General features: G+C 69.4%; 26 protein-coding genes and 3 tRNA genes. 9 read left to right on the top strand and 20 right to left on the bottom strand.

The genetic code is table 11. The features are described from left to right. The first annotated feature begins 122 nt into the window (after positions 1 to 122). A complete protein-coding gene (locus ACSVDD_RS10050) occupies positions 123 to 527 on the top strand; it encodes a TIGR02300 family protein (protein WP_448189204.1) in 405 nt (134 codons plus the stop codon). Positions 528 to 654: 127 nt separating this feature from the next. Next, positions 655 to 730, top strand: a tRNA-Ala gene (locus ACSVDD_RS10045). Positions 731 to 872: 142 nt separating this feature from the next. On the opposite strand, the gene ACSVDD_RS10040 is transcribed toward ACSVDD_RS10045, so the two are convergent. The 3 genes from ACSVDD_RS10040 to ACSVDD_RS10030 are packed head-to-tail and all read right to left on the bottom strand — an operon-like array spanning position 873 to position 3,242. Continuing rightward, positions 873 to 2,234, bottom strand: coding sequence for a sensor histidine kinase (locus ACSVDD_RS10040; RefSeq protein WP_448189203.1), 1,362 nt, complete (start codon positions 2,232 to 2,234; stop codon positions 873 to 875). A gap of 8 nt (positions 2,235 to 2,242) precedes the next feature. Further along, complete coding sequence (locus ACSVDD_RS10035; RefSeq protein WP_448189202.1) at positions 2,243 to 2,902, bottom strand: response regulator; 660 nt, start codon at positions 2,900 to 2,902, stop codon at positions 2,243 to 2,245. Positions 2,903 to 2,906: 4 nt separating this feature from the next. After that, positions 2,907 to 3,242, bottom strand: coding sequence for a PepSY domain-containing protein (locus tag ACSVDD_RS10030; protein WP_448189201.1), 336 nt, complete (start codon positions 3,240 to 3,242; stop codon positions 2,907 to 2,909). Between the two features lie 203 nt (positions 3,243 to 3,445). Between ACSVDD_RS10030 and ACSVDD_RS10025 the strand changes: the two genes are divergently transcribed. Next, entirely contained in the window at positions 3,446 to 3,838 is a 393-nt protein-coding gene (locus ACSVDD_RS10025; protein ID WP_448189200.1) for a cytochrome c maturation protein CcmE, read from the top strand. Positions 3,839 to 3,906: 68 nt separating this feature from the next. Here ACSVDD_RS10025 and ACSVDD_RS10020 read toward each other — a convergent pair. Then, a tRNA-Thr gene (locus tag ACSVDD_RS10020) sits at positions 3,907 to 3,981 on the bottom strand. Between the two features lie 245 nt (positions 3,982 to 4,226). Here ACSVDD_RS10020 and ACSVDD_RS10015 point away from each other — a divergent pair. Then, positions 4,227 to 5,762, top strand: coding sequence for an ATPase domain-containing protein (locus tag ACSVDD_RS10015; protein ID WP_448189199.1), 1,536 nt, complete (start codon positions 4,227 to 4,229; stop codon positions 5,760 to 5,762). Then, on the top strand, positions 5,759 to 7,381 hold the full coding sequence (locus tag ACSVDD_RS10010) for an ATP-binding response regulator (RefSeq protein ID WP_448189198.1): 1,623 nt from the start codon (positions 5,759 to 5,761) through the stop codon (positions 7,379 to 7,381). Before ACSVDD_RS10015 ends, ACSVDD_RS10010 begins: the two co-directional genes overlap by 4 nt. A 10-nt stretch (positions 7,382 to 7,391) precedes the next feature. Here ACSVDD_RS10010 and tagF read toward each other — a convergent pair whose 3' ends face one another. Genes tagF through icmH form a run of 3 tightly spaced genes read right to left on the bottom strand, consistent with a single transcriptional unit; the run spans position 7,392 to position 11,395 of the window. Further along, complete coding sequence (tagF, locus tag ACSVDD_RS10005; RefSeq protein ID WP_448189197.1) at positions 7,392 to 8,051, bottom strand: type VI secretion system-associated protein TagF; 660 nt, start codon at positions 8,049 to 8,051, stop codon at positions 7,392 to 7,394. Continuing rightward, the gene (tssM, locus tag ACSVDD_RS10000) at positions 8,048 to 10,078 is read right to left on the bottom strand and encodes a type VI secretion system membrane subunit TssM (protein WP_448189196.1); all 2,031 of its coding nucleotides are present in this window, start codon (positions 10,076 to 10,078) and stop codon (positions 8,048 to 8,050) included. Before tssM ends, tagF begins: the two co-directional genes overlap by 4 nt. A 6-nt stretch (positions 10,079 to 10,084) precedes the next feature. Further along, complete coding sequence (gene icmH, locus ACSVDD_RS09995) at positions 10,085 to 11,395, bottom strand: type IVB secretion system protein IcmH/DotU (RefSeq protein WP_448189195.1); 1,311 nt, start codon at positions 11,393 to 11,395, stop codon at positions 10,085 to 10,087. Positions 11,396 to 11,488: 93 nt separating this feature from the next. Here icmH and ACSVDD_RS09990 point away from each other — a divergent pair, with 93 nt between their 5' ends. Next, entirely contained in the window at positions 11,489 to 11,824 is a 336-nt protein-coding gene (locus tag ACSVDD_RS09990) for an STAS domain-containing protein (protein WP_448189194.1), read from the top strand. Positions 11,825 to 11,840: 16 nt separating this feature from the next. Here the strand turns inward: ACSVDD_RS09990 and folE are convergent, their stop codons facing one another. Both folE and apaG read right to left on the bottom strand, forming a co-directional pair. Beyond that, on the bottom strand, positions 11,841 to 12,470 hold the full coding sequence (folE, locus tag ACSVDD_RS09985; protein ID WP_448189646.1) for a GTP cyclohydrolase I FolE: 630 nt from the start codon (positions 12,468 to 12,470) through the stop codon (positions 11,841 to 11,843). A 218-nt stretch (positions 12,471 to 12,688) separates the two neighbouring features. Further along, a complete protein-coding gene (apaG, locus tag ACSVDD_RS09980) occupies positions 12,689 to 13,081 on the bottom strand; it encodes a Co2+/Mg2+ efflux facilitator ApaG/CorD (RefSeq protein WP_448189193.1) in 393 nt (130 codons plus the stop codon). Between the two features lie 409 nt (positions 13,082 to 13,490). Here apaG and ACSVDD_RS09975 point away from each other — a divergent pair, with 409 nt between their 5' ends. Continuing rightward, complete coding sequence (locus tag ACSVDD_RS09975; protein WP_448189192.1) at positions 13,491 to 14,090, top strand: GNAT family N-acetyltransferase; 600 nt, start codon at positions 13,491 to 13,493, stop codon at positions 14,088 to 14,090. A gap of 36 nt (positions 14,091 to 14,126) precedes the next feature. Then, positions 14,127 to 14,200: transfer RNA gene (locus tag ACSVDD_RS09970), tRNA-Gly, on the top strand. 56 nt (positions 14,201 to 14,256) lie between these two features. Here the strand turns inward: ACSVDD_RS09970 and ACSVDD_RS09965 are convergent. The 11 genes from ACSVDD_RS09965 to ACSVDD_RS09915 all read right to left on the bottom strand — a co-directional run bounded on the left by ACSVDD_RS09965 (position 14,257) and on the right by ACSVDD_RS09915 (position 24,824). Then, positions 14,257 to 14,400 (bottom strand): hypothetical protein, encoded by a 144-nt coding sequence (locus tag ACSVDD_RS09965; RefSeq protein ID WP_448189191.1) that lies wholly within the window; start codon positions 14,398 to 14,400, stop codon positions 14,257 to 14,259. Between the two features lie 74 nt (positions 14,401 to 14,474). After that, positions 14,475 to 15,179 carry an ABC transporter ATP-binding protein gene (locus tag ACSVDD_RS09960; RefSeq protein ID WP_448189190.1) on the bottom strand — a complete coding sequence of 235 codons (705 nt, stop codon included), beginning with the start codon at positions 15,177 to 15,179 and terminating at the stop codon, positions 14,475 to 14,477. After that, the gene (locus ACSVDD_RS09955; protein WP_448189189.1) at positions 15,166 to 15,990 is read right to left on the bottom strand and encodes an ABC transporter ATP-binding protein; all 825 of its coding nucleotides are present in this window, start codon (positions 15,988 to 15,990) and stop codon (positions 15,166 to 15,168) included. Before ACSVDD_RS09955 ends, ACSVDD_RS09960 begins: the two co-directional genes overlap by 14 nt. Next, positions 15,987 to 17,039, bottom strand: a complete 1,053-nt coding sequence (locus ACSVDD_RS09950) for a branched-chain amino acid ABC transporter permease (RefSeq protein WP_448189188.1) — start codon at positions 17,037 to 17,039, stop codon at positions 15,987 to 15,989. Before ACSVDD_RS09950 ends, ACSVDD_RS09955 begins: the two co-directional genes overlap by 4 nt. Next, positions 17,036 to 17,908 (bottom strand): branched-chain amino acid ABC transporter permease, encoded by an 873-nt coding sequence (locus tag ACSVDD_RS09945; protein ID WP_448189187.1) that lies wholly within the window; start codon positions 17,906 to 17,908, stop codon positions 17,036 to 17,038. Before ACSVDD_RS09945 ends, ACSVDD_RS09950 begins: the two co-directional genes overlap by 4 nt. Before the next feature lie 70 nt (positions 17,909 to 17,978). After that, positions 17,979 to 19,133: an ABC transporter substrate-binding protein gene (locus ACSVDD_RS09940; protein WP_448189186.1), complete on the bottom strand. Its 1,155-nt coding sequence runs from the start codon at positions 19,131 to 19,133 to the stop codon at positions 17,979 to 17,981. A 39-nt stretch (positions 19,134 to 19,172) separates the two neighbouring features. Further along, on the bottom strand, positions 19,173 to 20,540 hold the full coding sequence (locus ACSVDD_RS09935; protein WP_448189185.1) for an L-serine ammonia-lyase: 1,368 nt from the start codon (positions 20,538 to 20,540) through the stop codon (positions 19,173 to 19,175). Continuing rightward, positions 20,537 to 21,178, bottom strand: coding sequence for an SRPBCC family protein (locus ACSVDD_RS09930; protein WP_448189184.1), 642 nt, complete (start codon positions 21,176 to 21,178; stop codon positions 20,537 to 20,539). The genes ACSVDD_RS09935 and ACSVDD_RS09930 overlap by 4 nt, the downstream gene beginning before the upstream one ends. A 3-nt stretch (positions 21,179 to 21,181) precedes the next feature. After that, the gene (locus tag ACSVDD_RS09925; RefSeq protein WP_448189183.1) at positions 21,182 to 21,667 is read right to left on the bottom strand and encodes a (2Fe-2S)-binding protein; all 486 of its coding nucleotides are present in this window, start codon (positions 21,665 to 21,667) and stop codon (positions 21,182 to 21,184) included. Further along, positions 21,664 to 22,479, bottom strand: a complete 816-nt coding sequence (locus ACSVDD_RS09920) for an FAD binding domain-containing protein (protein ID WP_448189182.1) — start codon at positions 22,477 to 22,479, stop codon at positions 21,664 to 21,666. Before ACSVDD_RS09920 ends, ACSVDD_RS09925 begins: the two co-directional genes overlap by 4 nt. Next, positions 22,476 to 24,824: a xanthine dehydrogenase family protein molybdopterin-binding subunit gene (locus tag ACSVDD_RS09915; protein WP_448189181.1), complete on the bottom strand. Its 2,349-nt coding sequence runs from the start codon at positions 24,822 to 24,824 to the stop codon at positions 22,476 to 22,478. Before ACSVDD_RS09915 ends, ACSVDD_RS09920 begins: the two co-directional genes overlap by 4 nt. Before the next feature lie 275 nt (positions 24,825 to 25,099). On the opposite strand from ACSVDD_RS09915, the gene ACSVDD_RS09910 reads away from it, so the two are divergent. Continuing rightward, complete coding sequence (locus ACSVDD_RS09910; RefSeq protein WP_448189180.1) at positions 25,100 to 26,578, top strand: pyridoxal-phosphate dependent enzyme; 1,479 nt, start codon at positions 25,100 to 25,102, stop codon at positions 26,576 to 26,578. Positions 26,579 to 26,584: the final 6 nt, after the last annotated feature.

Raw genomic sequence — 26,584 nt, 5'->3', positions numbered from 1 at the left:
TCGCACCCCGGAAGGGGTTGCGCGCGGCCGCCAATGGTGGTTGAACTTTTTTTTGACAACGGGGCGCGGCCATGGCAAAGGGCCGCGTTCAAGGATTTCATTGGGAAAGCGGAGGAACTGGCGTGGCGAAGCCGGAATGGGGCGTCAAGCGCATCTGCCCGAACTGCGGCGCGCGCTACTACGATATGCGCAAGGACCCGCCGGTCTGCCCGTCGTGCGGCACGCAGTTCGATCCTGAAGCGCTGCTGAAGTCGCGCCGCGCGCGGCCGGCGCCGGTCGACGACACCCCGGTCAAGAAGGTGGCCGCAGCCGCCGACGAGGACGAGGTGGAGGTCGAGCGCGAGGACGAGGACGTCACCGACCTGGAAGAGGTCGAGGACGACGTGACCGTCGAGGACATCGAGGAGGAGGCCGAAGAGGCCGCCGAGGACGAGGACGACGTGCTCATCGAGGACACCTCGGAGCTGGGCGAGGACGACATGGACGAGGTCGTCGACGTCGAGAGCGAGGACGAGGACGAGCGCTAAAAGGGGTGGCGAAAAAAGTTAGGTCGGGGCGAATTTTCCGCTTGCAAGAGCACCCCGACCTGACCAATATCCCGCTCCACCGAGGCAGCCGGTTCCAAGCAAAGAAACGGCGGCCACCCAGGGATACGGGGCCATAGCTCAGCTGGGAGAGCGCTACAATGGCATTGTAGAGGTCATGAGTTCGATCCTCATTGGCTCCACCAAATAAATCGAGGGCTCCGCCGGAAACGGCGGGGCCCTTTGGCTTTCCGGCGATCACCCGGCAATCACCCCAGCGGCAATTTCGGGTAGCGCCAGCACAGCCGATCAGCTTGGCATGCTGCCTTCGAGGCCGAAGGCAAAGCGTCAGGCGAGGGCCGACGGCAAGCGGAGTTCGGCACGGAGGCCGCCGAGCGGCGAGTCCTCGAGCCGGACATCGCCGCCGTACAGACGCGCCAGATCCCGCACCACGGCCAAGCCGAGCCCCGTGCCGGGGACGCTCTCGTCGAGCCGGACGCCGGGACTGAGGACGGCATCGCGGCGCTCCTCGGGCAGACCGAGGCCGTCGTCGTCGATGGTGATGCTCAGCATGCCGTCCGCGTCGACCCGCGAAGCGATGGCGATGCGATGGCGCGCCCACTTGCAGGCGTTGTCCACCAGATTGCCGAGCATCTCGTCGAGATCCTCCCGCTCACCGGCGAACACGTGGTCCGGCGTGACATCGAGCGTGATCTCCAGCGCGGCCGCGGCATGCAGCTTCTGCACGACCCGGGCGAGCGCGCAGACGCACGCCGACACGGGCGTGCTGATGCCCGGTACACCGCGCGACGCCGCCGCCCGCGCGCGCGCCATGTGATGATCCACGTGACGGCACAGGACATCGATCCGCTGGACGATCCCCGCCCCCACCTCCCGCGCGTTGCGTTCGTCCAGGCCGCGGGCTTCGTTCGCCAGCACCGCCAGATTCGTCTTGAGCGCGTGCGCCAGATTGCCGGCCTGCAAGCGGCCCCGGCCAATGATCTCGTCTGCGTGAGCCAGCAACGCGTTCAGATCCTCCACCAGCGGCTGGATCTCCGCCGGCATCGCCGCCGAGAAGCGCTTCTTTCGCCCGGCACGCACCTCGGTCAGTTCGCCGCGGAGGCGTGACAGCGGCTTGAGCCCGACCTGCACCTGGACGAGCGCCGCCAGGATCAGCGCCACCGCGAGCACCCCCAGCGACAGCGTAAGGGTGACGTTGAAGGCGTGGGTCACCTGGACCAACTCCTCCCGGTCGGCCCCGATGGCGATCCGGTAGGGCTCCGTCCGTTCGGGCAGCACGACCGAGCGCTCCACGACCGTCAGGGACTGGCCGGCCGGCCCCGTCACCACATGATGGTGAATTTCACCATCGGCGACCGCGTCGGGCGGCAGGGCCAGGACGCTGTCCCACAGCGAACGGGAGCGCAGGGGCGCCTCGTCGGCCGCCCCGATCTGCCAATACAGCCCCGAGAGCGGCCGGCGGAAGCGCGGATCGCTCAACATCTGGCGCAGCACCGGCCTGCCGTCCGGGTCCAGATCCAGGAGGGCGGCCAGTTGCTCCAAATGGTTGACCAGTTCGGCTTCGAAGCGCTGGTGGACATGGTCCTGGAACAGGCCGGAGAGGATGATCCCGGCGATGGCGAGGGCCAGGGAAATCCAGACCGCGGCACCGGCCAGCAGCCGGAAGCGCAGCGAGTCCCGCCATGTCATGGCCCATCTCATGGCTCATCCACCCGGTACCCCAGGCCGCGCACCGTCGTGATGATGTCGGCACCGAGCTTGCGGCGCAGCCGCGCGACGAACACCTCGACCGTGTTGGAATCGCGGTCGAAATCCTGGGCATAGACGTGCTCGATCAATTCGCTGCGCGACACCACCTGCCCCTTGCGGTGCATGAGGTAGGAGAGCACCCGGTACTCGTAGGCGGTGAGTTCGACCGGCTCGCCGTTGACGGTCACCCGGCCCGTGCGCGTGTCGAGCGTCACGCCGCCGCAGGCGATCTCGGCGTTTGCATGGCCCTTGGCGCGACGGATCAGAGCACGGATGCGGGCAAGCAGTTCCTCCATGTTGAACGGCTTGGCCAGATAGTCGTCGGCGCCGGCATCGATGCCCTGAACCTTCTCGTTCCAGGCGCCGCGTGCGGTCAGGATCAGCACCGGAGCCGTCACGGCGTTCCGCCGCCATGCGCGCAGCACCGACAGCCCGTCGATCTTCGGCAGGCCCAGATCGAGGACCACCGCGTCGTAGGGTTCGGTTTCGCCGAGGAACTGGCCCTGCTCGCCATCCGTCGCCAGATCGACGGCGTAACCCTCGGCTTCGAGCCGCTGCGCCAACTGGCGCCCCAGATCCGGGGTGTCTTCCACCACGAGCACGCGCATGGCGTTACCTCCATCCCTCATGGTGCCGGCCGCGCCCTTTGACGCGCAGGAGTTCGCCGGTGGCCGCATCGTAGATCAGCTTCAGGATGCGGCCGTCCGGGGCCATCATCTTGAGTTCGTAGTGGAAGCCCGCCTCCTCGTCCTCGAGTTCGACATCGAGGATTTCGCCGCCGAACTGCTGCTTGGCGCTCTCGGCAACCCGCTCCAGCGGCAGGATGCGCCCGGCCCGCACGGCATCCCGAGCCCGGTCATGGTCTTCCCCGGCCGGCGCACGGGTCACCGCTGCGAAGAACAGACAGCAGACCAGCAAAGGCAGCGTTGAACCAGCCGATAGGCGCACCTTGGACTCCCGCGAGTCTCACTCGTCACTGGGTAAGGACGGAAGCCAGCATATCGTCGCATCCCTGAACCGTCGCTGAACACTTTCCCGCCTTCAGTTCCCAAACGCCGGATGAACGGGTCGTTCAGGCTCGCCTCAGGTCACCTCCGGCATCGTGTGGTCCATCGGGCGCTCCGGCGCTCCCACGCACCAGAGGTGAAGCCATGCTCAAGACCACCGCCCTCGCCGCTCTCGTCGCCCTGACGCTCGCCGGGACCGCCCAGGCCGGCGACCATCACCCCCGTTCCCAGGCGTTCCAGCCGACCGGTCCGCAGCCGATCGTCGACGTGCTGAAGGCCGGCGGCGGCACCGTCACCGGCACGGTCGGCAAGGTCGCCGCGAACTGGTTCGTCCTCAACGACGGGACAAACGAGATCGACGTGACCGGTCGCGACTTCCTGCCCGAGGGTATCGAGTCCGGCACCCCGATCACCGTCGTCGGCGGCGTCCGGCAGGGCGCCATCCAGGCCAGCCAGATCATCCGCGCGGACGGCACGTCCTTCGGCCAGGACGCTTTCCAGGATCGCCGCAACGGCCGCCATCACGACGACGACTGAGCCGCCGCTTCCAACACCGAGCCAAAACGAAAAGGGCTTAGCGGTTGCCCGCTAAGCCCTCTCGAAACTGGTGCCGCAACAGGGATTTGAACCCCGGACCTACTGATTACGAATCAGTTGCTCTACCCCTGAGCTACTGCGGCGTTGGGCGGCGACCATAGCGACGATGGCGCGGCAATGCAAGAGGCGCGTTGGCCATGATGGTGGCAAAGATTCCAAAATGGCGAAATCCCGCCTGACCGCATGGACCCGCCATCGGCGCCCGGAAAAGAGCGGCTGCGCGCCGGCACCGTATGGTTGTCGAAACCGGATTCCCTGCACCGGCGCGCACCTCTCTCCCCTGGAATTTCCCTCGCCTGCGACCTAACTCTCTTGATACGGGATCGGGATGCTGCCGACACCGCTCAACAGCGTGGGAAAGTCCAGGATGTCCGCAGATACCCTCACCGACAAAGCCCGCATAGGCATATCCGGTTTGGACGATGTTCTTGCCGGCGGCCTGACGCGGGAGCGCGTCTATTTGCTGGAAGGGCATCCTGGCACCGGAAAGACCACGCTGGCACTGCAATTCCTCTTGGAGGGCGCCGCCGCCGGCGAGAGCGGCCTGTACATCACCCTGTCGGAGACCGAGGCCGAACTGCGCTCCGGCGCGCTGTCGCATGGCTGGGATCTGCCGCCGCAGATCGACATCTTCGAGCTGGTCCCCCCGGAAGTGCTGCTCGACGCCGCGCAGCAGCAGAGCCTGCTCTACTCCTCGGACCTGGAGCTGGGCGAGACCACCCGGCTCATCTTCGAGGCCGTCGAGCGCACCAGGCCGGTCCGCGTCGTGCTGGACAGCCTGTCGGAGATCCGCCTGCTGGCGCAGAACTCGCTGCGCTACCGCCGGCAGATTCTTGCGATAAAACATTACTTCGCCCGCCACGGCGCCACCGTGCTTCTGCTCGACGACCTGACCTCCGACGCGCAGGACAAGACCGTGCACAGCGTCGCCCACGGCGTGCTGCGCCTGGAGGAGTTGATGCCGCTGTACGGCGCCGAGCGGCGGCGGCTGCGTGTCATCAAATACCGCGGACAGGCGTTCCGCGGCGGCTACCACGACTTCACCATCGTCAGCGGCGGCGTGCGGGTGTTCCCGCGCCTCGTCGCGTCCGAGCACCACAGCGGCTTCGAGCGCACCCGGTCGAGCAGCGGCATCGCGGAAATCGACACGCTGCTGGGTGGCGGCGTGGAACAGGGGTCGAGCACGCTGGTCCTCGGCCCGGCCGGCACCGGCAAATCGCTGCTCGTCCTGCGCTTCGTCGTCGCCGCGGTCGAACGCGGCGAGCGGGCGGCGATGTTCGTCTTCGACGAGGAGGTCGGCCTGCTGATCGACCGCGCCAAAGGGCTGGGCATCGACCTGGAGCCGATGCGCAGCGACGGCCGCCTGATCCTCGAGGCGGTGGACGCGGCGGAGCTGTCGCCCGGCGAGTTCGCCCACCGTGTGCGGCGCTGCGTCGAGGATCTCGGCGTGCGCACGCTGGTGATCGACAGCCTGAACGGCTACAAGGCGTCCATGCCCGAGGAGCAGTTCCTCGTCCTGCACATGCACGAGCTTCTGACCTTCCTGAACCGCAAGGGCGCCTCGACCTACGTGACGGTCGCGCAGCATGGGCTGGTCGGCGACATGGAAGCTCCGGTGGACGTGACCTATCTGGCCGACATCGTCATCCTGCTGCGCTATTTCGAGGCACAGGGCCGCGTCCGGCGCGCCATGTCCGTCATCAAGAAGCGCATGGGAACGCACGAGGACACCATCCGGGAATACCAGATCACCCGCTCCGGCATCCGCGTCGGAGCCCCGCTCGAAGCGTTCCAGGGCGTGCTGCAGGGCGTGCCGCAATACGCGGAGCACGGCCCGCCCCTGCTCCAGGACGGTACCGAGTGAGCACCCCCGACCCACCCGCCGCCCCACCCCCCGACCCACCCAGTGAGCGCGTGCTCATTCTCGCGCCGGGGGGACGGGATGCGGCGCTGGCATCGGCGATCCTGCGGGAAGCCGGACTGACCAGCGACGTCTGCGCCGATCTCGACGCGATGGTGGGCGAACTCGAACGGGGCGCCGGCGTCGCGGTGCTGACCGAAGAGGCGCTTCGCCTGTCGGACGCCAGCGCGCTCGCCGCGTGGATCGCCGCACAGCCGTCCTGGTCCGACTTCCCGTTCGTGCTGCTGACCCGGCAGGGCGGCGGGCCGGAACGCCGCCCGATGGCGCTGCGGCTGATGGACCTGCTGGGCAACGTGTCGTTCCTGGAACGCCCATTCCACCCCGTCACGCTGGCCGGCATGGTGCGCATGGCGTTGCGGGGACGGCGCCGGCAGTACGAGGCGCGCGCCCGCATCGAGGACCTCCGCCTCGCCCGCGAGGAGGCGGTGACGGCGCAACGCGTGGCGGAGATGGCCGCCCGCTCGAAATCGCGCTTCCTGGCGGCGGCCAGCCACGATCTGCGCCAACCGCTGCAAAGCCTTTTCCTGTTTGCCGAGGTGCTGTCGTCCGGCCGCCTCGGCAAACTGGAGCGCCAGTCGATGAAGAACATCGAGCGGGCGCTGGGGGCTTTGAAGATGCTCCTGGACGCCATTCTCGACGTCTCCAAGCTGGACGCCGGCATCATCAGCGTCGAGCGGCGCGACGTGCCGATGCGCGAGATTCTCGGACACATCGCGGGCGAGTACGCCGGGCGCGCCGCCGGGCGGCGGCTCGACCTCCGGGTGGTTTCCTGCGACGCGGTGGTCCACACCGATCCGGCCCTGTTCGGGCGCATCCTGCGCAACCTCGTGGAAAACGCCCTGCGCTACACCCGGCAGGGCCGCATCCTGGTCGGCTGCCGGCGGCGCGGCGACCGGCTGTTGGTGCAGGTTTCCGACACCGGAATCGGCATCGCGCGCGAAAAGCAGCAGGAAATCTTCGAGGAGTTCGTCCAGGTCGGCAACAGCGAGCGCGACCGCGAGCAGGGGCTCGGCCTCGGGCTCGCCATCGTGCGGCGGCTGTCGGAGCTTCTCGGGCATCCGGTCAGCGTGCGCTCGACGCTGGGGCGGGGGTCCACGTTCACGCTCGAACTTCCGCTCGTGCGCCCGGCCGAACAGGACGCGCCGCATCCGGACGCACCCTGCCAAGCGACATCGCAAAGTGGGGAGCGGGTCGTGCTGGTCATCGACGACGACGCCATCGTGCTGATGGGGCTGGTCGCCATGATGAACAGTTGGGGACAGCGGACGCTGTCGGCGAACTCGCGCGAGGAGGCCGTGGGCCAGTTGCAGGCCGAAGGCGTGGTGCCCGACCTGATCGTCGCCGATTACCGGCTGCGCGACGGCGAGACCGGGCTGGACGTGATTGCCGGGGTGTGGCGCCACATCGGGCGGGAGATTCCCGCCATCCTGCTTACCGGCGACACGGCGCCGTCCGTGCTGCGCGAAGCGCACGCCCGTGGGCTGCGGCTGCTGCACAAGCCGATCGTCCCGCCAGACCTGAAACGCGCGGTCGAAGAGACCTGGGCCCGCGCCGCGGAGTAGCGTCCGCCCCCTACTCCGCCCCGTCCTTGTCGTGCCAGCCCCACTGCTCCCAGCCGTTGTCGAGGAACGCCGCGAAGCGGTCGCCTTCCGGCAGGCCCTCGCAGGCAACCATGGACGGCATCACCCAGTGCGCGCCGCGCGTCCACCACAGCGTCGGGCGCTCGGGCAAGGCGCCGACCATCGCTTCGAGCTGCGCGCGGTGCACCGGGTTGACCCCGGCGAACACTGGCGGCGGGCGGCCGAGGAAAATCATCTCCCCGGCCAGGAGATCCGGGGCGGTGCCGTCGCTGTGGCAGGCGTCCAGCGCCAGTTCCTCGGCGCGGGAGAACCAGGGGGCGATCAGGTAGGGAACGCTGGCGAGGTCCATCCCCTCGGGCAGGGCGGACGCGATGGCGAACGGATAGAGCCGCCCCACCCGGTCGGCGCTGGGCACCAGAACGCCGGCCACGGCCACGTCGCCGCACACGCCCGCGGCCAGCGCGAAGCGCCACACCGGGCTGGCGGCAAACAGCCGCTCCCACGCCGCACCGATGCGGCTGCGGCTGAGCGCCAGCGCGGCTTGCAGCCATGCGTCGAACGGCTCGACGAAGCCGCGCGGCAGGCCGGCACCGACGAAATCGCCGCGCGCCGGCACCTTGCCATGGAAACCGGGGCCGAAGCCGGCGGTCATATGGGCGCCTGCGGGCGGGGGGCCTGACTCAGCACCTCGCGCACGCGCTCGACCAGCGCGTCGTCGGCGGGAACGGGAGCGAAGCCCACGTCGAACAGGGCGGCGAGATGCTCGCCCAGCGCGCGGCGGCGGTCCTCGTTGGCGGCGCCCGGCAGCGTGCGCTGCCAGTCCGCGGCCATCCACTCGTTGAAGAAGGCGAGGTCCAGCGGCTCGCGCCCGCCCAGCATCAGGTAGGCGCGCACGCTGAGCCGCAACTGGTCCGGCCGCGCCCAGTTGGTGCGCAACTGCTCCTCCAGCCGCAGCACGATGCGCGACAGGAAGATGCTGCGCAGCGCCCGGCGGTAGGCGCCATCGGCCAGGCGGCCCAGCCGGTCGCCCTGGTACAGCCCGCCGGCCAGCTCCAAGGGCGGCCACGGCGTGTGCCCGGCGTAGCCGGTGGGGATGGCGCGCAAGGCGTCCAGCGCCGGCAGCACCGCGGCGAAGTCGGTGTCGTCCACCCGGCCCAGCGAGCGCGGCGGCGTGTCGAGCACCTTCAGCGCCTGCGCCGCACGCGCGCCGGCCGCATCGACGCGGGCGATGAGGTCGAGGTTGCCGGTGTAGCTGCGCGCCCAGAACAGCGCCACCGCCAGCGCCACCGCCAGCGTGACGCCGACCAGCGCCGTGGTGCGCAGGCGCCGCGCGCGCTCCAGCGCCTCGTCCACGCCGGCAAGGTTGGCCTCGGTGAACACCAGCTCGCGGAACAGGCGCTCCAGGAAGAAGCTCTGCTTGACGGTGTGCTCGTCCTCGCCGCTGGGGTGGCCGGCGCCGAAGCCGGCGAAGGGGGCCGCCAGCCGGTCCACCACCACCCCGCCCTGCGTCGCCGAGGTGAAATAGACGCCGCGCAGCAGCGGCACCTCTTCCTCCGCGCCGACCGCGAACGCCGTCTCCAGCAGGTCGGCCAGGGGGGCTTCCAGCGAGGCCATCTGGAGGGGGAAGGTGAAGTTCAGGCTGCGCCGCTCGACGTCCGGCTCCTGATGCAGGCGTTCCAGCAGGCGCTCGTCCAGGCGGCGCAGCAGCGCCAGGAAGCTGTCGCGGAACCACCCCACCGGGCCGAGGCCGTTGGGGCCGTCGCCGACCGGGAAGGTCATGCCCCAGACCTGGGCGTGCTCCTCCGCCGTCAACGTGTCGAAGAAGCCGTTGAAGCCGGTGACCAGATCGGCCTTGGTGCACACCACATAGACCGGGAAGCGCACGCCCAGATGGCGGCGCAGCTCGGTCAGGCGCTGGTGGATGGTCTGCGCGTGGGCGCGGCGGTCGGCCTCGCTCCACGACGCCAGATCGGCGAGGCTGACGGTCATCAGCACGCCGTTGATCGGCTGGCGCGGCCGATGCTCCTTGAGAATTTCCAGAAGGCCGGCCCAGACGCGCGAATCCACCGCGTGGCGGCTGTCCTGCGTGGTGTAGCGGCCGGCGGTGTCGATCAGCACGGCGCGCTCGGTGAACCACCAGTCGCCGTGCCGGGTGCCGCCCACCCCGGTCAGCGGCAGGCCCTGCGCCTGCCCGTCCACCGGGAATCCCAGCCCGGCCGAGGACAGCGCCGTCGTCTTGCCCGAGCCCGGCGCGCCGATCACCAGATACCACGGCAACTGGTAGACGAAGCGCCCGCCCCAGCGCGCCCCGAAGCGCATGGTGCGCAGCCGTTCCAGCGCCTCGGTCAGGCGGTCCTGGAGGATGCCCAGCTCCTCCAGCGAAGCTTGGGCGTCGGGGTCTTGCGCCGAGCCGGCCAACGCCGCGACGAGGCGTTCGTTGGCGGCGCGCTCGCGGCGGTCGACGCGCAGATTGGCGAGCGCCCACACCGCCAGCACCACCACGCCCAGCAGCAGGCGCGGCGTCGCGTCCTCCAACGGCCGGTGGCCGGCCAGCACCAGCAGCGGCGCCAGGAACCACCCCACCCCGGCCAGCGCCAGCGCGCCGGCCAGCGTCACCAGCCAGCGGGTGCGGGCGGTGCCGGTCAGGCGGGCTTTCAAAGATCGGGCGGCGGGGGGCATGCGGGCCTAGTTCGGGTAGAAGTGCAGGTCGATCCGCCGGTTGGCGGCGCGGTTGACGGTGGACGTGTTGGGCGCCAGCGGCTCGGCGTCGCCATGGCCTTCCGAGGTCAGGCGGGCGGCGCCGAGATGGCGTTCGAGGATCCTGCGCACCGCCTCGGCCTGCGCCTCGGTCAGCGCTTGCGGGGTGGCGAAGCGGACGCTGCGGGCGTGCAGGTCGTCGGTGTGGCCGACCACCACGAGGTGGCCGTTGATGGGACCCAGCGTCTGGCCGATGCGCTCGACCACTGCACGGTAGCGGGCGCGCAGCGTGTCGCTGCCGACCGGGAACAGGTTGCCGCCGCGCACCCGCACGATCAGCGCGCCGTCGTCGGCGGCCAGCACGTCCACGTCGTTGGTGGCGATCTCCGGCGCCAGCGCCTGCTGAATGCGCGCCACCAGCGCCGGCCCGATGCTGGGCGGCGGCGGCGGAGCGAGGCGGGCGATCTCGATGGGGCGCTCGGGCAGCAGGGTGGCGAGGCGTCCGGCCACCGGGTCGGCCTTCTCGGTCACCGCACCGGCCAGGAACAGGAACAGCGCGGTCAGCGCCGCGGCGCTCAGCGCGGCGAGCACCCACGGCGGCACCACCACGCCCAGCGGCCGGAAGCGCTCGGCCACGCCGCGCCACGCCGGGGACAGGGTGCGGTCGGCGTGCACGCGCTCGCGCCGCAGCAGGCGGTAGAGGTTGTCGCGCAAATGGTTGAGGTCGTGGCTGCCGCGCGGGCGGTCACGGAACTTGCCCTCGAAGCCCAGCGACAGGCAGGCATAGAACAGCTCCAGCTCGCGCCGGTGCAGGTGCGGGTGGGTGAGCATGACTTCCAGGAAGTCGAAGAAGCGCTCGGCGGCGCCGTTGGTGCGCTCCACCGTCGCGATCAGCCCCTCGCGCGCCCAGGCCGAGCGCGGCCCCCACGGCGTGCCCAGCACCACATCGTCCAGCGTCGCGCACAGCGCGAAGCGGCCGACGCGGATCTCGTCCTGGGCGATGCCGGCGTCGGCCGCGGCCTGCTCGAAGCGGCGGATCTCGGCCACCAGACGCTCGCGCAGGCCGTTGGGGTCGCCGTGCGCCGGCAGGTCGCGCAGCCGGCTGCCCAAATCGAGCAGCGGCGCCGACGCCGCAAGCAGCGGGTTCCACGAGGCGCGCAGGAACGCCCCAGCGCTCAACTCGGCCAGCACGGGGGCCGGCGGCGGCGGGGACACGGGTGTCGGTTCGGGGCGCAGGCGTGCGGGTGCGCCGGCAGCCGCGCTGCGATGCATCGTCTTGCCCGGCGAATCGTCCGGCACCATCCCGCCCCTAACATCTCAGATGCCCTAGGGTATAGCAGCCTACCCCCTTCGGGTCACGCGGGGCGCGCGGCGTGTGCTATTATGGTCACCATGGAGATTCGTGAAGAGACCCGAAACGGCATCGTCGTGCTGCGCCCCGCCGGCCGCATCGACAGCGGCACCGCCACCGCCTTCGAGGCGCGTGTGGCGCAGGCGGTGGCCGCCGGCCGGGTGCGGGTGGTGATCGACATGGCCGAGGTGGTCGCGGTCGGCCCGGCCGGCCTGCGCTCTTTGCTGATGGCGACGAAGCGGGCGCACGCGGCCGGCAGCCGCATCGTGCTGGCCGGCCTGTCGCCGGCCGTGCGCAAGGCGTTCGAGGTCAGCGGCTTCACCGGGATGTTCGCCATGCACGCGGACGTGGATGCCGCGGTGAAGGCACTGGGGTAGGAGGGGCTTCCGCCCCTCAATCCATCGCCCGGCTGGACGGGTTGCCGATCATCGACAGGAACTCGCGCCGGGTCGACGGGTCGGTGCGGAAGGCGCCCAGCATGCGGCTGGTCACCATGGTCACCCCGGTCTTGTGCACGCCGCGCGTGGTCATGCACTGGTGCGCCGCCTCGACAACCACCGCCACGCCCTCGGGCTGCAACACCTCGTCGATGGTGTTGGCGATCTGCGCGGTCATCTTCTCCTGGATCTGCAAGCGCTTGGCGTAGGCGTCCACTAGGCGCGCCAGCTTGGAGATGCCAACGACGCGGCGGCGCGGCAGGTAGGCCACGTGCGCCTTGCCGATGATCGGCACCATGTGGTGCTCGCAGTAGGACTCGACGCGGATGTCGCGCAGCACGACCATTTCGTCGTAGCCGTCAATTTCTTCGAACGTGCGCTGAAGAATTTCTACCGGGTCGATGCCGTAGCCGCCGAAGAACTCCTCATAAGACCGCACCACACGATCCGGCGTGCCGGCCAAGCCCTCGCGCTCGGGATTGTCGCCGGCCCAGCGGATCAGCGTGCGGACCGCCTCCTCGGCCTCGGCGCGGCTGGGCCGCACCACCTCGGGCACGGCGGCGCGGGGAAGTCCGGGGCCGCGGATGACGTTGTCGGCCTTCGGGGGCTTCGGGGAAGCGGTCACGGGAACGGTCCTTCTCTCAGCATCGAGCGGCAGCGTAGCCATATGCGCAGAGCCTCATACGAGGATCGGGCCGGGCCGGATCACCATTGCTTATCACCGCCGCTTGACCGGAGGTAACCTTTCCGCCCCCCGATTCAAGTCACCCGTCCGCGCACCAGATCTGCGCACCGGCGTCCCGCTCAGTTCAGCTGCCGGAGCTGGTGCGGGCTGTCCAGCGAGAATGCGGGGATGGCAACGTCGAAGGTCTCGCCGCGGCCGGTCTCCATCTGGTAGCTGCCGACCATGATGCCCGAAGGCGCGGTCAGCGGCGTGCCGCTGGTGTATTCGAACGCCTCGCCGGGTTCCAGCACCGGCTGCTCGCCAACGACGCCCGGCCCGCGCACTTCCTGCACGCGCCCGAAGCTGTCGGTGATGCGCCAGTAGCGGGTGCGCAGCTGCACGGTCTCGCTGCCCTCGTTCTCGATGCGCACGTGGTAGGCCCAGACGAAGTGGTTCTCGGCCGGGGCCGACTGGTCTTCGAGGTACATCGGGTCCACGGTGATGCGGATGGAGCGGGTCGTCTTGCAGTACATCCTGAACCTCCCGCCGCCCGGCCGGCGGCAATTCCCCCTGAAGGGGCGCTTGCTATAAGAATAGGTGCGCAGTCGCTACAGTGTCCAGGGGGCGGCCCCATGCCGGGTGAACCGATGCGGGCCGGACACACCGAACCCGATTCGCGCGGGCGCCGGTCCGGTCCCTTGCACGGCGCCCGGCCCGATGATATATGCGGGTCGTTCTGCAACGACTGACGAGATGCAGCCATGCGGCGTCTGCACGCCCTACGACTCCGACGACGGAGCCGCGCCCCGCGCATCGCGGGTGCGGTCGTCTTTGGGGCGCGTGCGGAAGCCGAGGGGCTTCGCCGGAGCTGATCCGGCCCTTCCCTCCCGGCGAAGGCGCGACCCGCACCTTCTTCATCTTCCCGCCGGGAGACTCCAGTCGATGATCATCACCCCTGAACTGCCGAAGCACGCGGCCGCCATCGAGTCGCTGCTCGACACCGCCTTCGGCGCCGACCGGCAGACCAAGACCGCCTATCGGCTGCGCGACGGTATCGCGCCGATCCAGGACCTGTGTCTGGTGGCGCTCGGCCACGACGACCTGGGCAACGAGCGGCTGAAGGGCACGATCCGCTACTGGCCGGTGAGCATCGGCGGCACGGTGCCGGCGCTGCTGTTGGGGCCGATCGCGGTGGACCCGGCGTTGCAAGGCAGCGGCCTGGGCAGCCGGCTGATCCGCATGACGCTGAACCGGGCTGCCGCGGCCGGACACCGGATCGTGCTGCTGGTGGGGGATGCGCCGTATTACGAGCGGTTTGGCTTCACGCGGGATCTGACGCGGAGCCTGGAGTTCCCCGGCCCGGTGGATCTGAACCGGTTCCTGGGGCTGGAACTGGTGCCCGGCGCGTTGCAGGGCGTGTCCGGCATGGTGGGCCGCCGGCCGGAATCCGGGGAGGCGGCGGCTCCGACAGCCCCCGTCCCTCCTAAGGGGCTTTCGGTGGGCGGCCTGTGGTTCGCACAACCGGCTTACAGCCCCGCTTGAATCCGGCGGCGGCGTCGCCTATAAACAGGGTGCGGCGCGGGTGTAGCTCAATGGTAGAGCAGAAGCTTCCCAAGCTTACGACGAGGGTTCGATTCCCTTCACCCGCTCCAATCTTTTCAAGGGCCAGCGCCCGACAATCCCCCTTCGGCGGAATTTGCCGGATCGGTCATTCCTTGGTCCACGCCTCCACGTCGGCGTCATGGAAGCTGTTCTCCGCCGTCAGCCAGGTTCCATCCGCCTCGCGCCGAGCCACCGGCACGAAGCCGCCATCGGCAAGTCGCACGCGGACCTGAGCGTCCGGCGGCGGCACTCGGTCCGCCGGCTTAATCCAGGTAACCCCGTCCCGTTCCACTGCGCAGCCTCCATAAGCAATGCCCGGCGGCGCTATCCGCCGAGATAGGCCTTCTGAATGTGCGGGTTCTCCAGCATGGCGTGGCCGGTGCCGTGTTCGATCACCTGCCCGGTTTCCAGCAGGTAGGAGCGGTCGCACATCTCCAGCGCCGCCAGCGCGTTCTGCTCGACCATGAGGACGGTCGTCCCCTCCTTGCGGATCTCGGAAACGATCTCGAACGTCCGCTCGACGAGGTTGGGCGCCAGACCGAGCGACGGCTCGTCGAAGAGGACCATCCTGGGCCGCGACATCAGCGCGCGGGCGATGGCCAGCATCTGCTGCTCGCCGCCCGACAGCGTGCCCGCCGCCTGATGCAGGCGCTCCTTCAGCCGGGGAAAGCGGTCGAAGATGCGCTCCAGGTCGCGGGCGATGCCGTCGCGGTCTTTGCGCAGATAGGCCCCCATTTCGAGGTTCTCCCGCACGCTGAGCTGCGGGAAGACCCGCCGCCCCTCCGGGCAATGGGCGATGCCCAGCGCCAGCACCTCGCGCGCCGGCGTGTTCCCGATGGGTTTGCCGCGGAAGGTGATATCCCCCGAGGCCAGCGGCAGCAGCCCGCTGATGGCCCGCAGCGTGGTCGTCTTGCCGGCGCCGTTGGCGCCGATGAGGGTGACCAGCTCGCCCTCTTCCACCTCCAGCGAGACGTTGCGCACCGCCGGGATCTTGCCGTAGCAGACCGTGACACCCTCAACCTTGAGCACGTTTCACCCCCTGCCCCAGATAGGCGCGGATGACCTCCGGGTCGTTGCGGACGGCCGCGGGCGGCCCTCCGGCGATGATGCGGCCATGGTTCAGCACGACCACGAGGTCCGAGATGCCCATGACCATCTTCATGTCGTGCTCCACCAGAAGCACGGTGACGCCGCGGTCGCGGATGCGCTTGACCACGCCCATGAACTCCTCGGTTTCCGAGGGATTCAGGCCGGCGGCGGGCTCGTCCAGCAACAGCAGCTTCGGCTCCGCTGCCAGCGCGATGGCGATGCCGAGCAGGCGCTGCTCGCCGTAAGCCAGATTGCCGGCCATTTCGCCGGCGCGGTGCTGCAGGCCGACGAAGCCGATGATCTCCTGCGCGTCCTGCGCCAGTCTGGCTTCCTCGCCGGCGACCCAGGGCAGGCGCAGCAGCGCCCCCCAGGTCCCCGCGCGCCCGCGCTGGTGCAGCCCGGTCAGCACGTTGTCGAACACCGTGCAGCCGCCGAAGATGCTGGTGCGCTGGAAGGTGCGGACGACGCCCAGCGCGGCGATCCGCTCCGGCGACAGGCGGGTGAGGTCGGTGCCGTGATACAGGACCTTGCCCTCGGTCGGCTTGAGGAAGCCGGTGATGACGTTGAAGGCCGTCGTCTTGCCGGCGCCGTTCGGGCCGATCAGGCTGACGATGCTGCCCTCGGGAACGCTGAAACTCATGCTGGCAATGGCGATCAGGCCGCTGAAATGCACGGCGACGTCGCGGACTTCTAACGCCACAGCCGGCAACGCCACCGCCGGCTCGGGTGCCATGGCGAACTGCGCGCTCATGACGAGGCTCCTTCGCTGATGCGGGGGGCGGCGGGCGTTCGGCCGTCGCCGGTCGGGCGCTTTCTGCGGCCGGCGAACAGGTTGGTGACGGCCGGCACGATGCCCTGCGGCAGGAAGAAGACGATGCCGATCATCACGACGCCGTAGATGATCCACTGAACCTCGGGCCGCGCCACGTCGCGCAGCACCTCGGGCAGGAAGCCGAAGAGCAGGCCGCCGACCACCGGCCCGGCCAGCGTCCCCTTGCCGCCGGTGATGACCATGATGACCATGGTCACCGTGTAGATGAACATGAAGATGTCCGGGTCGACGATGCGGACATAGTGGGTGTAGAGCGCCCCCGCCGCCCCGGCCATGCCAGCCGACAGCACCGTGGCGATCACCAGATAGCGGGTGACGTTGATGCCGACCGACCGCGCCAGGGATTCGTTCTCGCGCAGTGCGATCAAGGCGCGGCCGACGCGCGACCGCACGACGCGCTGGATGGTCAGGAAGCTCACCACCGCCACCGCCAGCACGAGGAGGTAATAGTATTCCTTCTTGTACAGCGGAACGACGCCCTCGCCCGGCCACCACGCGGTCAGCGGCGGGATGTTGTTGAGGGCCATCGGCCCTTCCGTCAGGTCGACCCAGTTCAGCGCCACCATGCGCATGACCTGGGCGAAGCTGATGGTGACGATGACGAAGTAGGCGCCGCGGACGCGGAAGGCCAGCTTGCCGATCAGGCCGCCGAACAAAGCCGCCATCAGGATGCCGCCGAGGAAGGCGAGCCAGACCGGCTGCGGCTCCAGCACGAAGGGCTGCGCGCCGCCCAGATCCAGGTCGAAGCCCAGCGCCAGCAGCGCGCTGGTGTACGCGCCGATGCCGAAGAACGCGACGTGGCCGAGGCTCAACTGCCCGGTATAGCCCAGCAGCAGATTCAGGCTCATCGCCGCGATGATGAAGATGCCGGTCGAGGTCAGGATGTAGAGAACGTACTGGTCATGCATCCACACGGGCAGCGTGGCCATGAACGCGACGAACAGCCAGGGGAGCAGGCGAGCCCTCATCCGATGCGCTCCTTTGCGGCGAAGAGACCCTGCGGGCGCACCGCCAGCACGGCGATGATCAGCAAGAAGCCCATGGCGTCGCGGTAGCCCGAGGAGATGTAGCCGGCGCCGAACTCCTCCACGAGAGCCAGCACGAAGCCGCCGATGGTGGCGCCGGGGATGTTGCCCAGGCCGCCGAGGATGACGATGGCGAAGGCCTTGAGCGCCACGATGTCGCCCATGGTCGGCGTGACCACGAAGATCGGCCCGAGCAGCGCCCCGGCGACCGCCGCCAGCCCTGAGCCGATGGCGAAGGTCAGCGTGTACATCAGCCCGTTGTTGACGCCCATCAGCGCCGCGGTGTCCGGGTCCTGGAAGGTGGCGCGCATGGCGACGCCCAGCTTGGTGCGGTTGATCAGCAGGTAGAACACCAGCAGCAGCACCACCGCGACCGCCAGCACGAACAGCCGGATCGGCCCCACCGAGACTGGGCCGAGCACCACCGGCTCGGTCGGGAACGGGTTCGGCACCGACTTCGCCACGCCGCCCCACATCAGCTGCTCGCCGGCCTGCATGGCGATCCAGGCGCCGATCATCACCAGCATAGTGGTGTCGATGTCCGCGCCCTTCAGCGGGCGCAGCAGCACGAACTCGATCAGCGCGCCGAGCAGCACGCCCAGCGTCGCCGCCAGGGCGAGCGACACGAAGAAATTGAGCCCGAACAGCCCCGCCAGCATGAAGGCCATGTAGGCGCCGAAGGTGTACAGCTCGCCATGGGTGAAATTGACCACGCGCATGATGCCGAAGATCAGCGTCAGCCCAATGCCGAGAAGGGCATAGGTGCCGCCGAGGATCACCGCGTTGAGCAGATGTTGCAGGAATTCCGGCACTTGACTGTCTCCGTCCCCTGATCTTTTCCTTAAGGCCCCTCTCCCTTGACGGGAGAGGGGCCTTAAGCTCTTACGGCAGCGCCACTTTCCCGTTCTTGACCTGGACGATGTAGATGTTCGGCTGGTTCTGGCCGCTTTCCTTGCCGGCCGGGCCTTCCTTGCTGAAGGCGATGTTGCCGTTCACGCCGCTCACCTTGGTGTTCCACAGCGCGTCGCGGATCGCCTGCGGTTCGGCCTTGCCGGCGAGCTTGACGGCGGCGGCGATGGTGGCGATGCCGTCGTAGCCGCGGAAGCCCTCGGTCAGGCCGGCGAACTCGTAGCCCTTCTTGTTCCACGCCTCGACGAAGGCCTTAGCGATCTCGGGATTGACGGCCTTGTCCGGGAACCAGGGGGCGAAGAACAGGATGTGATAGCTGTTGTTCGCCGCGTCGCCGGCCTGGGCGATCAGCTGGTCCGGCGAGGACGACCCGCCGGTGGTGATGATCCGCTGCGGCAGGCGCTGTTCGGCCGCCTGCTTCAGCACCAGGGTGATCTGCTCGACGCCGGTGGTGATGAACAGCGTGTCGCCGCCCGACTGCTTGATGCTGGCGAGCTGGGCCGAGAGGTCGGTCGCCTCCGGCGCCATGGTCTCGACGACACCGACCTTGATACCCTTGGACTCCAGCATCTTGCGGAACTCGTCCGAAGCGCCGCGGCCGAAATCGTTGTTCACCGCCAGGAAGTCCGCCTTCTTGATCGGCGGGTCGAACTGGCCGAGCTTCTCGCCGAACGCCTTGGCCTCCATGGCCGAGGTCGGCGCGATGCGGAAGACCCAGGGGTTTCCGGCCGTGGTGATCTTGCCCGAGGAGGAGGTCTCCACCACCATGGGCACGCTGTATTCCATCAGCTTCGGCATCACGGCCAGCGTAAGCGTGGAACTCCAGGCGCCCATCATGACCGGTACCTTGTCGCGGACGATCAGCTTCTCCGCGGCGGCGACGGCTTCCTTGGGGTTGCTCTTGTTGTCCTCGATGATGAGCTGGATCTTCTTGCCGAGCACGCCGCCCTGGGCGTTCAGCATCTCCTCGGCGATGCGGGCGCCGTTCGTCACGTAGTTGCCGCTGGCGGCGACCGCGCCGGTCAGCGGCTCGTTGACGCCGATCTTGACGGTGTCCTGGGCCCACGCGGGCGCGGTGCCGAGCATGGCGCCAATCGCCAGAACCGTAACGCTCCCTGTCCTCACCATAGTTCCCCTCCGTTTTTTGGGGTTGCTTCAAGGCTGGGATCAGCACTCCACCGCGTTGACGGCGAGGCCGCCGAGGCTGGTTTCCTTGTATTTCGACTGCATGTCGCGGCCGGTCTCGCGCATGGTGCGGATCGCGCAGTCCAGCGACACGTAATGCTGGCCGTCGCCCTTCAGGGCGAGCGACGCCGCGCTGATCGCCTTCACCGCCCCCATGGCGTTACGCTCGATGCAGGGGATCTGCACCAAGCCGCCGATGGGGTCGCAGGTCATGCCGAGGTGGTGCTCCAGCGCGATCTCCGCGGCGTTCTCCACCTGCGCCGGGGTGCCGCCGAGCACCGCTGCCAATCCCGCCGCCGCCATGGACGCCGCCACCCCCACCTCGCCCTGGCAGCCGACCTCGGCACCCGAGATGGAGGCGTTCATCTTGGCGAGGATGCCCACCGCCGCGGCGGTCAGCAGGAAGTCGAAGGCCACGTCCTCGCCTTCCTCGCCATAGAAATGGCGGTGGTATTCGAGCACCGCCGGGATGATGCCGGCGGCACCGTTGGTCGGTGCGGTGACGACCCGGCCGCCGGCCGCGTTCTCCTCGTTCACGGCGATGGCGAACAGGCTGACCCAGTCGAACGCCTCGTGCGGGGCCACGCTGTTGCGGCCGTGCGCGCCCTCCAACTGCCGAAGCAGCGAGGGTGCCCGCCGCCGCACCTTGAACGGACCGGGCAACGCGCCTTCCGTCCGGCAGCCGCGGGCGATGCAGGCGCGCATGGTGGCGAGGACGCCGCGCAGATGCTCGTCCAGCACCGCGCGGCCGTTCAGGACGTCCTCGTTGGCGCGCACCACGGCGGCGATGGACAGGTCGTTGGCCTGCGCCAGCGCGACCAGTTCCGAAGCACTGGTGAAGGGGTACGGCACGGGCGGTGACGGCGCCTCGCGGTCCGCCTCCTCGGCGGTCACGATGAAGCCGCCGCCCACCGAGTAGTAGTCGCGTGACGCGACCTCCCCGCCCTCCCCGTCGAAAGCCTGGAAGCGCAGACCGTTGGAGTGGAAGGGCAGCAGTTCGCCCATGTGAAACATGAGGTCGCGCCCCTCGTCGAACGCCACCTCGCGCCGCCCGCCGAGCGCGATGCGGCCGGTGGAGCGGATGCGCTCCAGCAGCGGTTCCACCGCGTCGGGGTCCACACTCTCCGGCCGCTCGCCGGACAGGCCGAGCAGCACCGCCGTGTCGGAGCCGTGCCCCTTGCCGGTCAGCGCCAGCGAGCCGTACAGCCCCACCGTCACGCGCCGAACCTCCCCGATCTTCTCCGTCGCGGCCAACTCCTCCACGAAGCGCAGGGCGGCCTTCATCGGGCCGACCGTGTGCGAACTGGACGGACCGATGCCGATCTTGAAGAGGTCGAGGACGCTGATCATGTGGGCGAGCCCTTTCGCCCGAAGAGGCTGGAGAACAGCCCCTTGACCCAATCCCGCAGAACGGCCCAGAGCAGCGCCAGGGCGTTCAATTCCTTGGCCGGCTCGGGAGGGGCTGGAGCGGCTGGGGCCGCGTCGGCCAACACCGGGGCCTCGCCGGCCGCCGCGGGCGGAGCGTCGGCGGCCAGTTGGGCTTCCAGGTTGCGGGCGAACTCGGCCGTCAGGCGCTGGGCGATCTCCTGGACGATGGCGCCGCGGCTGAACTGCGCCAGCGTGCCGGTGAGTGTGAAGTCCACCGCCAGGTCCACCCGTGTCGCCGCGCCCTCCTCGATCGCCCCCTCTTCAACCAATGCGAAGGTCACGTCCGCCTTGGTGCGGGAATTGTTCTTCTGGTCGCGCCCCTCGCCGTGAATGGTGCCGGTATGGGTGGCGTCGTCCATGGACAGCTCACCCTCGCCGGCAAAGGCGGCGGTGATCGGGCCCATCTTGACCTTCATCTGGCCGAAGATCTTGTCGTCCTCCGGCGGCTTGGTGAGCGACGCGCCGGGCATGCAGCCGATCACCCGCTCGATGTCGCCCAGCGCGCGCCAGACGCGCTCGCGCGGGAAGTTGACGGTGAAGCTCTGTGAGATCTGAGGCATAGGCTACTCCGCAGCCGCCTTGCGCGCGTCCAGCACGCGGCGGATAGCGTTGACGATGCCGACGTACCCGGTGCAGCGGCACAGGTTGCCGCTCATTTCCAGGCGGATGAGGTCGTTGTCCGCGTCCGGCCGGCGCAGCACCACATCGCGCGCCGACACCAGCATGCCGGGGGTGCAGAAGCCGCATTGCAGCCCGTGCTCCGCCATGAAGGCGTCGCGCAGTTGCACGGCGACGGGGTCGTCGTCCAGCCCCTCCACCGTGGTCACCGAGCGCCCCTCGCAGGCCACCGCGAAGGTGATGCAGGAGCGCGCCGGCTCGCCGTCGATGAGGATGGTGCAGGCGCCGCACACCCCCTGCTCGCACCCCAGATGCGTGGCGGTGAGCAACTGCCGCTCGCGCAGGAAGTCGGCGAGGTGGGTGCGCGGCTCCACCGCGGCGGTGACCGGCTTGCCGTTGACGGTCAGCGTGATGGTTCTGGTGTTCGTCATGCCGTCACCTGCGCGATGGCGCGCTTCAGCGCGACCGTGTGGGTGTTGACCTCGAAGGGGTTGTCGGCGATGGGCGTGCCGGCCAGCAGGGTGGCGACGCGTTGCGGCGTGCAGGCGCCGTCCCGGACGATCTCCGGGTCCTCGACGACGATGGGCCGGCCGGACGCCGCGGCGATGACGGCGCGGCTGACGCCGCGCGCCGGGTCCACCAGCACCGCGCCGGTCGCGTGCGAGAACTCGCCCGCCTTGCGGCAGAACTTGTAGTAGCCCCAGCGGGCGCGGTCGGACAGCGCCGGCACGCGGATCTCCGCGATGATCTCGCCGTGCCGCAAGTCCGTCTCGAAGACGCCCAGCACGAAATCCCCCATGGCGACGGCGCGCCGCCCGCCGGGGCCGGCCACCACCACCTCGGCCCCCAAGGCGGTCAGCGTGGCGACCCAGTCGGCCGCCGGGTCGGCGTGCGCCAGACTGCCGCCGATGGTGCCGCGGTTGCGCACGGCACGGTAGGCGATCCCCGCCGCCACCCTCGCCACGACGCCACGGGTGGCGTCCTCGTAGCGGCCGTCCTCCAGCATGGCGTGGGTGACGCAGGCGCCGATGACCATCGCGGCGCCGTCGCGGCGAACCGTGCGCAACTCGGCGATCCGCGTGATGTCCACCAGCAGGTCGGGTTGCGCCAGCCGCAGGTTCAGCATCGGCCCCAGCGACTGGGCGCCGGCCACCGGCCGGGCGCTGAGGTCCTCGCGCGCCAGCAGCTCCAGCGCGTGGTCCAGCGACGCGGGACTCTCGTACGCGAAATCGACCGCCTTCATCGCGCAGTCCCCCTGGCGGCGTCGATGGCACCGAGGATGCGCTCCGGCGTCATCGGGCTGTCGGTGACCACCGCCCCCAGCGGCTTGAGCGCGTCGTTGATGGCGTTGCACAGCGCCGCCGGGGGCGCGATGGCGCCGCCCTCGCCGATGCCCTTGACGCCGAACTCGGTGTAGGGCGACGGCGTCAGCATGTGGACGATGCGCACGTGCGGCACCTCGGTGAAGCCGGGGATGAGGTAGTCCAGGAAGGTGGAGGCGAGCGGCTGCCCCTCGCTGTCGTAGGGCATCTGCTCGTACAGCGCGGTGCCGATGCCCTGGGCCACGCCGCCGTAGATCTGGCCGTCCACCACCATGGGGTTGACCATGGTGCCGGCGTCCTCGACGACGACGTAGTCGAGGATCTGCACCGTCCCAAGCTCAGGGTCCACCGCCACGGCGACCGCGTGGGTGGCGTAGGAGAAGGTGCCGTGGTCGCTCTTCGGCTTGTAGCCGCCGGTGACCTCCAGCCCGCCCTGGTTGACGTCGAGCGGCAGAAGCTGCGGCGCCCGGTACCAGGTGTGGGCGATGTCCCTGATCGGGATGCTGGCGTGGCCGACGCGCACGCAGCCCTCCTCCAGCCTTGCGTCCTCCGGCCGCGCCTGGAGGAGGTGCGCGCCGATCTTAAGCACGCGCTCCGCCAGCGTCCGGCACGCGGTGGCGACGGCGCCGCCGGCCATCACCATGCTGCGCGACCCCCAGGTGCCCGTCGAGTAGGGCGTCAGCCCGGTGTCGCCGTGCACCAGCTTGATCTTGTGCAGCTCGATGCCCAGCACCTCGTTGGCGACCTGGGCGAAGGTGGTCTCCATGCTCTGGCCGTGCGACTGCACGCCGACGCGCAGCTCCAGCCCGCCGTCCGGCGTGATGCGCGCCTGCGCCTGCTCGTGGCCCGGCACCATGGGGATACCCCAGCCATGGTAGACCGCCGTGCCGTGCGCCGACTGCTCGCAGTAAGTGGCGACGCCGACGCCGATCAGCCGGCCGTCCGGCTCGCCGCGCTTCTGCCGCGCCCGCCAGCCCTCCAGCTCGATGGCCGCCACGGCGCGGCGCACGGATTCGGGATAGTCGCCGCTGTCGAAGTGCTTCTTGGTGACGTTGTCGAAGGGCATCTTCTCCGGCGGGACGAGGTTTTCGACGCGGACCTCCCACGGCTCGCGGCCGACCGCGTCGGCGACGGCGTCGATCATCTGCTCCATGGCGAAGCAGACGCCGGTGCGCGCCACCCCTCGAAAGGGGACGATCGGCGGCTTGTTGGTGCACACCGAAAAGGTCCGGCAGCGGTAGTGCTGGAAGTCGTACGGACCGGGCAGGATGCTGCCGACCTGCGCCGCCTCCAGACACGCCGAGAACGGGTAGATGGAGTAGGCGCCCGCATCGACCCAGGCGTCCGCCTCAAGCCCCAGCAGCCGGCCGCGCTCGTCGGCGTAGGCGGTGATCTCGTAATGGTGCTCGCGGCAGTTCGCGGCGGCGACGAGGTGCTCGCGCCGGTCCTCGGTCCAGCGGACGGGATGGTCGAGTTTCATGGCGAGCCAGCCGGCCACCACCTCCTCCGGCTGCAACAGCCCCTTCCAGCCGAAGCCGCCGCCGACGTCCGGCGCGATGACGCGGATGGCGCCCTGGTCCAGCCCCAGACATTCCGACAGGCCGGCGCGCACGATGTGCGGCATCTGCGTGGATGTGGTGAGGACGAGCTGTTCGGCCTGCCGCTCCCAGTTGGCGACGACGCCCTTGCCCTCCAGCGGCACCATGCACTGACGCGCGGTGCGGATGGTGCGCGACACCTTGACCGGGGCGCGGGCGGCGATCTCCTGGATGTTGCCGCCGACGCTGGTCTCCAGGAACACGTTGTCGCCCCAGGCCTCGTGCACCAGGGGCGCGCCGGGCTTGACCGCCTCCAGCATGTTCGTGTTGACCGGCAGCTCGTCGAAATCGACGAACACCTGGGCGGCGATGTCCTCGGCCTCGGCGCGGGTGGCGGCGACGCAGACGGCCACCGGCTCGCCGACGAAGCGGACCTTGCCGTCGGCCAGCGGCGGCTGCTCCGACGCCTTGAAGCCGGGAAGGCCGGACACGGCGCGGATCGCCTTGACGCCGCCCGCCTGCATGTCCGCCCAGGTGAAGACGGCGCCGCGGTGCTCCTCGGGGATCTCGAAGCCGCGGATGCGGGCGTGGGCGACCGGGCTGCGGACGAAGGCCAGTTCCCGCATGCCGACCAGCGCGATGTCACCGACGAACCGGCCGCGCCCGCGCAGCAGCCGCTCGTCTTCCTTTCTGCGGACCTTGGCACCGACACCAGTGGCGTGCGCCATTCCCGTCCTCCCTGCAACCGCTCTTTTTTATGCGTGCCGGAGCGTTCCGCCCCTGGCCTGGAGAGCGCTTCATTCGCCCTCGAACGATTTGAGTTTCAAACTATCTCCCCATCGCGATCACGAAATCAAGCCTTTCTATGAAAACATTTTTCTTGCCGGCAATTTCTAAGGTGCGTATGGTTCTAAAGATAGGACCATATGACCGCAAAGCCCAGGCTGCGGCCGGGTTTTGCGCACGCATCGCGAACGCCGGTCCTGACCCGAGGAGGACGACGTTGAACCCCTTCGAGCTTCCCGCGTCCATCATCGACCGCACCGTCCGCGACCGCGCCGTGGCGCGCCTGCGCGAGACCGGGGTGCGCCTGCCCACTTTCGAGGAAATTGCCGATCCTGTCGCGGCCTCCGCCGGTGTAGACCCATCGGTGGACCCGGATAGCCCGAACGCCGCAAACCTGCGCCGCGTGCACTGGTTCAACGCCGCCGACCGGCGGACTCTGGCCGAGGTGCCCGGATATCTGGAGCTGCCGAGCGCGCTGACCGGCGTGCCGGCGCGCATCGTGCTGGCGCTGGGCGAGCGCTTTCCGATGATCGGCGCGCACAAGGTGCTGCCGGCCTACGCGTGTCTGGCGGTGCGGCTGGTCACCGGCCGGTTCGACCCGACGCGCCACAAGGCGGTGTGGCCGTCCACCGGCAACTACTGCCGCGGCGGCGTCGCCATCTCCCGCATCCTCGGCTGCCGCGGCATCGCCGTGCTGCCGGAGGGGATGAGCGCCGAGCGGTTCGAGTGGCTGGCCCGCTGGGTCGCCGACCAGGAGGACGTGATCCGCACGCCGGGGTCGGAGAGCAACGTCAAGGAGATCTACGACACCTGCGCCGAGCTGTCCCGCCACCCGGACAACGACATCCTCAACCAGTTCTCCGAGTTCCCGAACTACGTCGTCCACCGGGTCTGCACGGGCCGCGCGCTGGCCAAGATCTTCGAGCACGCCAGCAAAGGCCACGCGCGCTTGGCGGCGTTCGTCAGCAGCACCGGTTCGGCCGGGACGCTCGCAGCCGGCGACCACCTGAAGGCGACGTACGGCACGAAGATCGTCGCGGTCGAGCCCACCGAGTGCCCGACCATGCTCTACAACGGCTACGGCGCCCACAACATCCAGGGCATCGGCGACAAGCACATCCCGCTGATCCAGAACGTGATGAACAGCGACCTCGTGGTCGGCGTCTCCGACGCTTCGACCGACGCGGTCAACGTGCTGTTCAACACGCCGGAGGGACGCGCCTTCCTGGCCGGGCGCAAGGGGCTGCCGGACGAACTGATCAACGCGCTGGGCTCCATCGGCATTTCCGGCATCTGCAACATCCTGGCGGCGATCAAGACGGCCAAGCGCCTGGACCTGACCGAGGACGACATCATCGTCACCGTCGCCACCGACGGCGGCGCGATGTACGGCAGCGAGCGCGACAAGGCACTGGAGCGCGACTTCGGCGGCCATTTCGACCAGATCGCCGCGGCGGAGGTGTTCGGCCGCGCGCTGGCCGGTGTCGGCGAGGACCATGTGCTCGAACTCGGGCACCGCGACCGGCGGCGCATCTTCAACCTCGGCTACTTCACCTGGGTCGAGCAGCAGGGCATCCCGCTCGCCGACTTCGACCGCCGTCTGCACCAGCGCTTCTGGGACGACCTGTGCGCGCTGGTGCCGGTCTGGGACGAACTGATCAAGGGCGTCAACCGCGACGCCGGCACCGCGCTCTAGCGGCCG

It is taken from the genome of Azospirillum terrae (assembly GCF_053470425.1).
The sequence above is the reverse complement of the archived record's forward strand: the minus strand, read 5'-3'. Positions and strand labels throughout refer to the sequence as shown.

Bases quoted from the DNA above. Each gene is read 5' to 3' on its own strand.
- ACSVDD_RS09990 (WP_448189194.1), top strand. From the start codon at position 11,489: ATGGAGATTCGTGAAGAGACCCGAAACGGCATCGTCGTGCTGCGCCCC.
- ACSVDD_RS09955 (WP_448189189.1), bottom strand. From the start codon at position 15,990: ATGAGCGCGCAGTTCGCCATGGCACCCGAGCCGGCGGTGGCGTTGCCG.
- tssM (WP_448189196.1), bottom strand. From the start codon at position 10,078: ATGCCCCCCGCCGCCCGATCTTTGAAAGCCCGCCTGACCGGCACCGCC.
- apaG (WP_448189193.1), bottom strand. From the start codon at position 13,081: ATGTACTGCAAGACGACCCGCTCCATCCGCATCACCGTGGACCCGATG.
- ACSVDD_RS09920 (WP_448189182.1), bottom strand. From the start codon at position 22,479: ATGAAGGCGGTCGATTTCGCGTACGAGAGTCCCGCGTCGCTGGACCAC.
- ACSVDD_RS10025 (WP_448189200.1), top strand. From the start codon at position 3,446: ATGCTCAAGACCACCGCCCTCGCCGCTCTCGTCGCCCTGACGCTCGCC.
- ACSVDD_RS09925 (WP_448189183.1), bottom strand. From the start codon at position 21,667: ATGACGAACACCAGAACCATCACGCTGACCGTCAACGGCAAGCCGGTC.
- ACSVDD_RS10035 (WP_448189202.1), bottom strand. From the start codon at position 2,902: ATGCGCGTGCTCGTGGTGGAAGACACCCCGGATCTGGGGCGCCAGTTG.
- tagF (WP_448189197.1), bottom strand. From the start codon at position 8,051: ATGACCGCCGGCTTCGGCCCCGGTTTCCATGGCAAGGTGCCGGCGCGC.
- ACSVDD_RS09975 (WP_448189192.1), top strand. From the start codon at position 13,491: ATGATCATCACCCCTGAACTGCCGAAGCACGCGGCCGCCATCGAGTCG.
- ACSVDD_RS09950 (WP_448189188.1), bottom strand. From the start codon at position 17,039: ATGAGGGCTCGCCTGCTCCCCTGGCTGTTCGTCGCGTTCATGGCCACG.
- ACSVDD_RS09915 (WP_448189181.1), bottom strand. From the start codon at position 24,824: ATGGCGCACGCCACTGGTGTCGGTGCCAAGGTCCGCAGAAAGGAAGAC.
- ACSVDD_RS10015 (WP_448189199.1), top strand. From the start codon at position 4,227: ATGCTGCCGACACCGCTCAACAGCGTGGGAAAGTCCAGGATGTCCGCA.
- ACSVDD_RS09940 (WP_448189186.1), bottom strand. From the start codon at position 19,133: ATGGTGAGGACAGGGAGCGTTACGGTTCTGGCGATTGGCGCCATGCTC.
- ACSVDD_RS10040 (WP_448189203.1), bottom strand. From the start codon at position 2,234: ATGACATGGCGGGACTCGCTGCGCTTCCGGCTGCTGGCCGGTGCCGCG.
- ACSVDD_RS09935 (WP_448189185.1), bottom strand. From the start codon at position 20,540: ATGATCAGCGTCCTCGACCTCTTCAAGATCGGCATCGGTCCGTCCAGT.
- ACSVDD_RS09930 (WP_448189184.1), bottom strand. From the start codon at position 21,178: ATGCCTCAGATCTCACAGAGCTTCACCGTCAACTTCCCGCGCGAGCGC.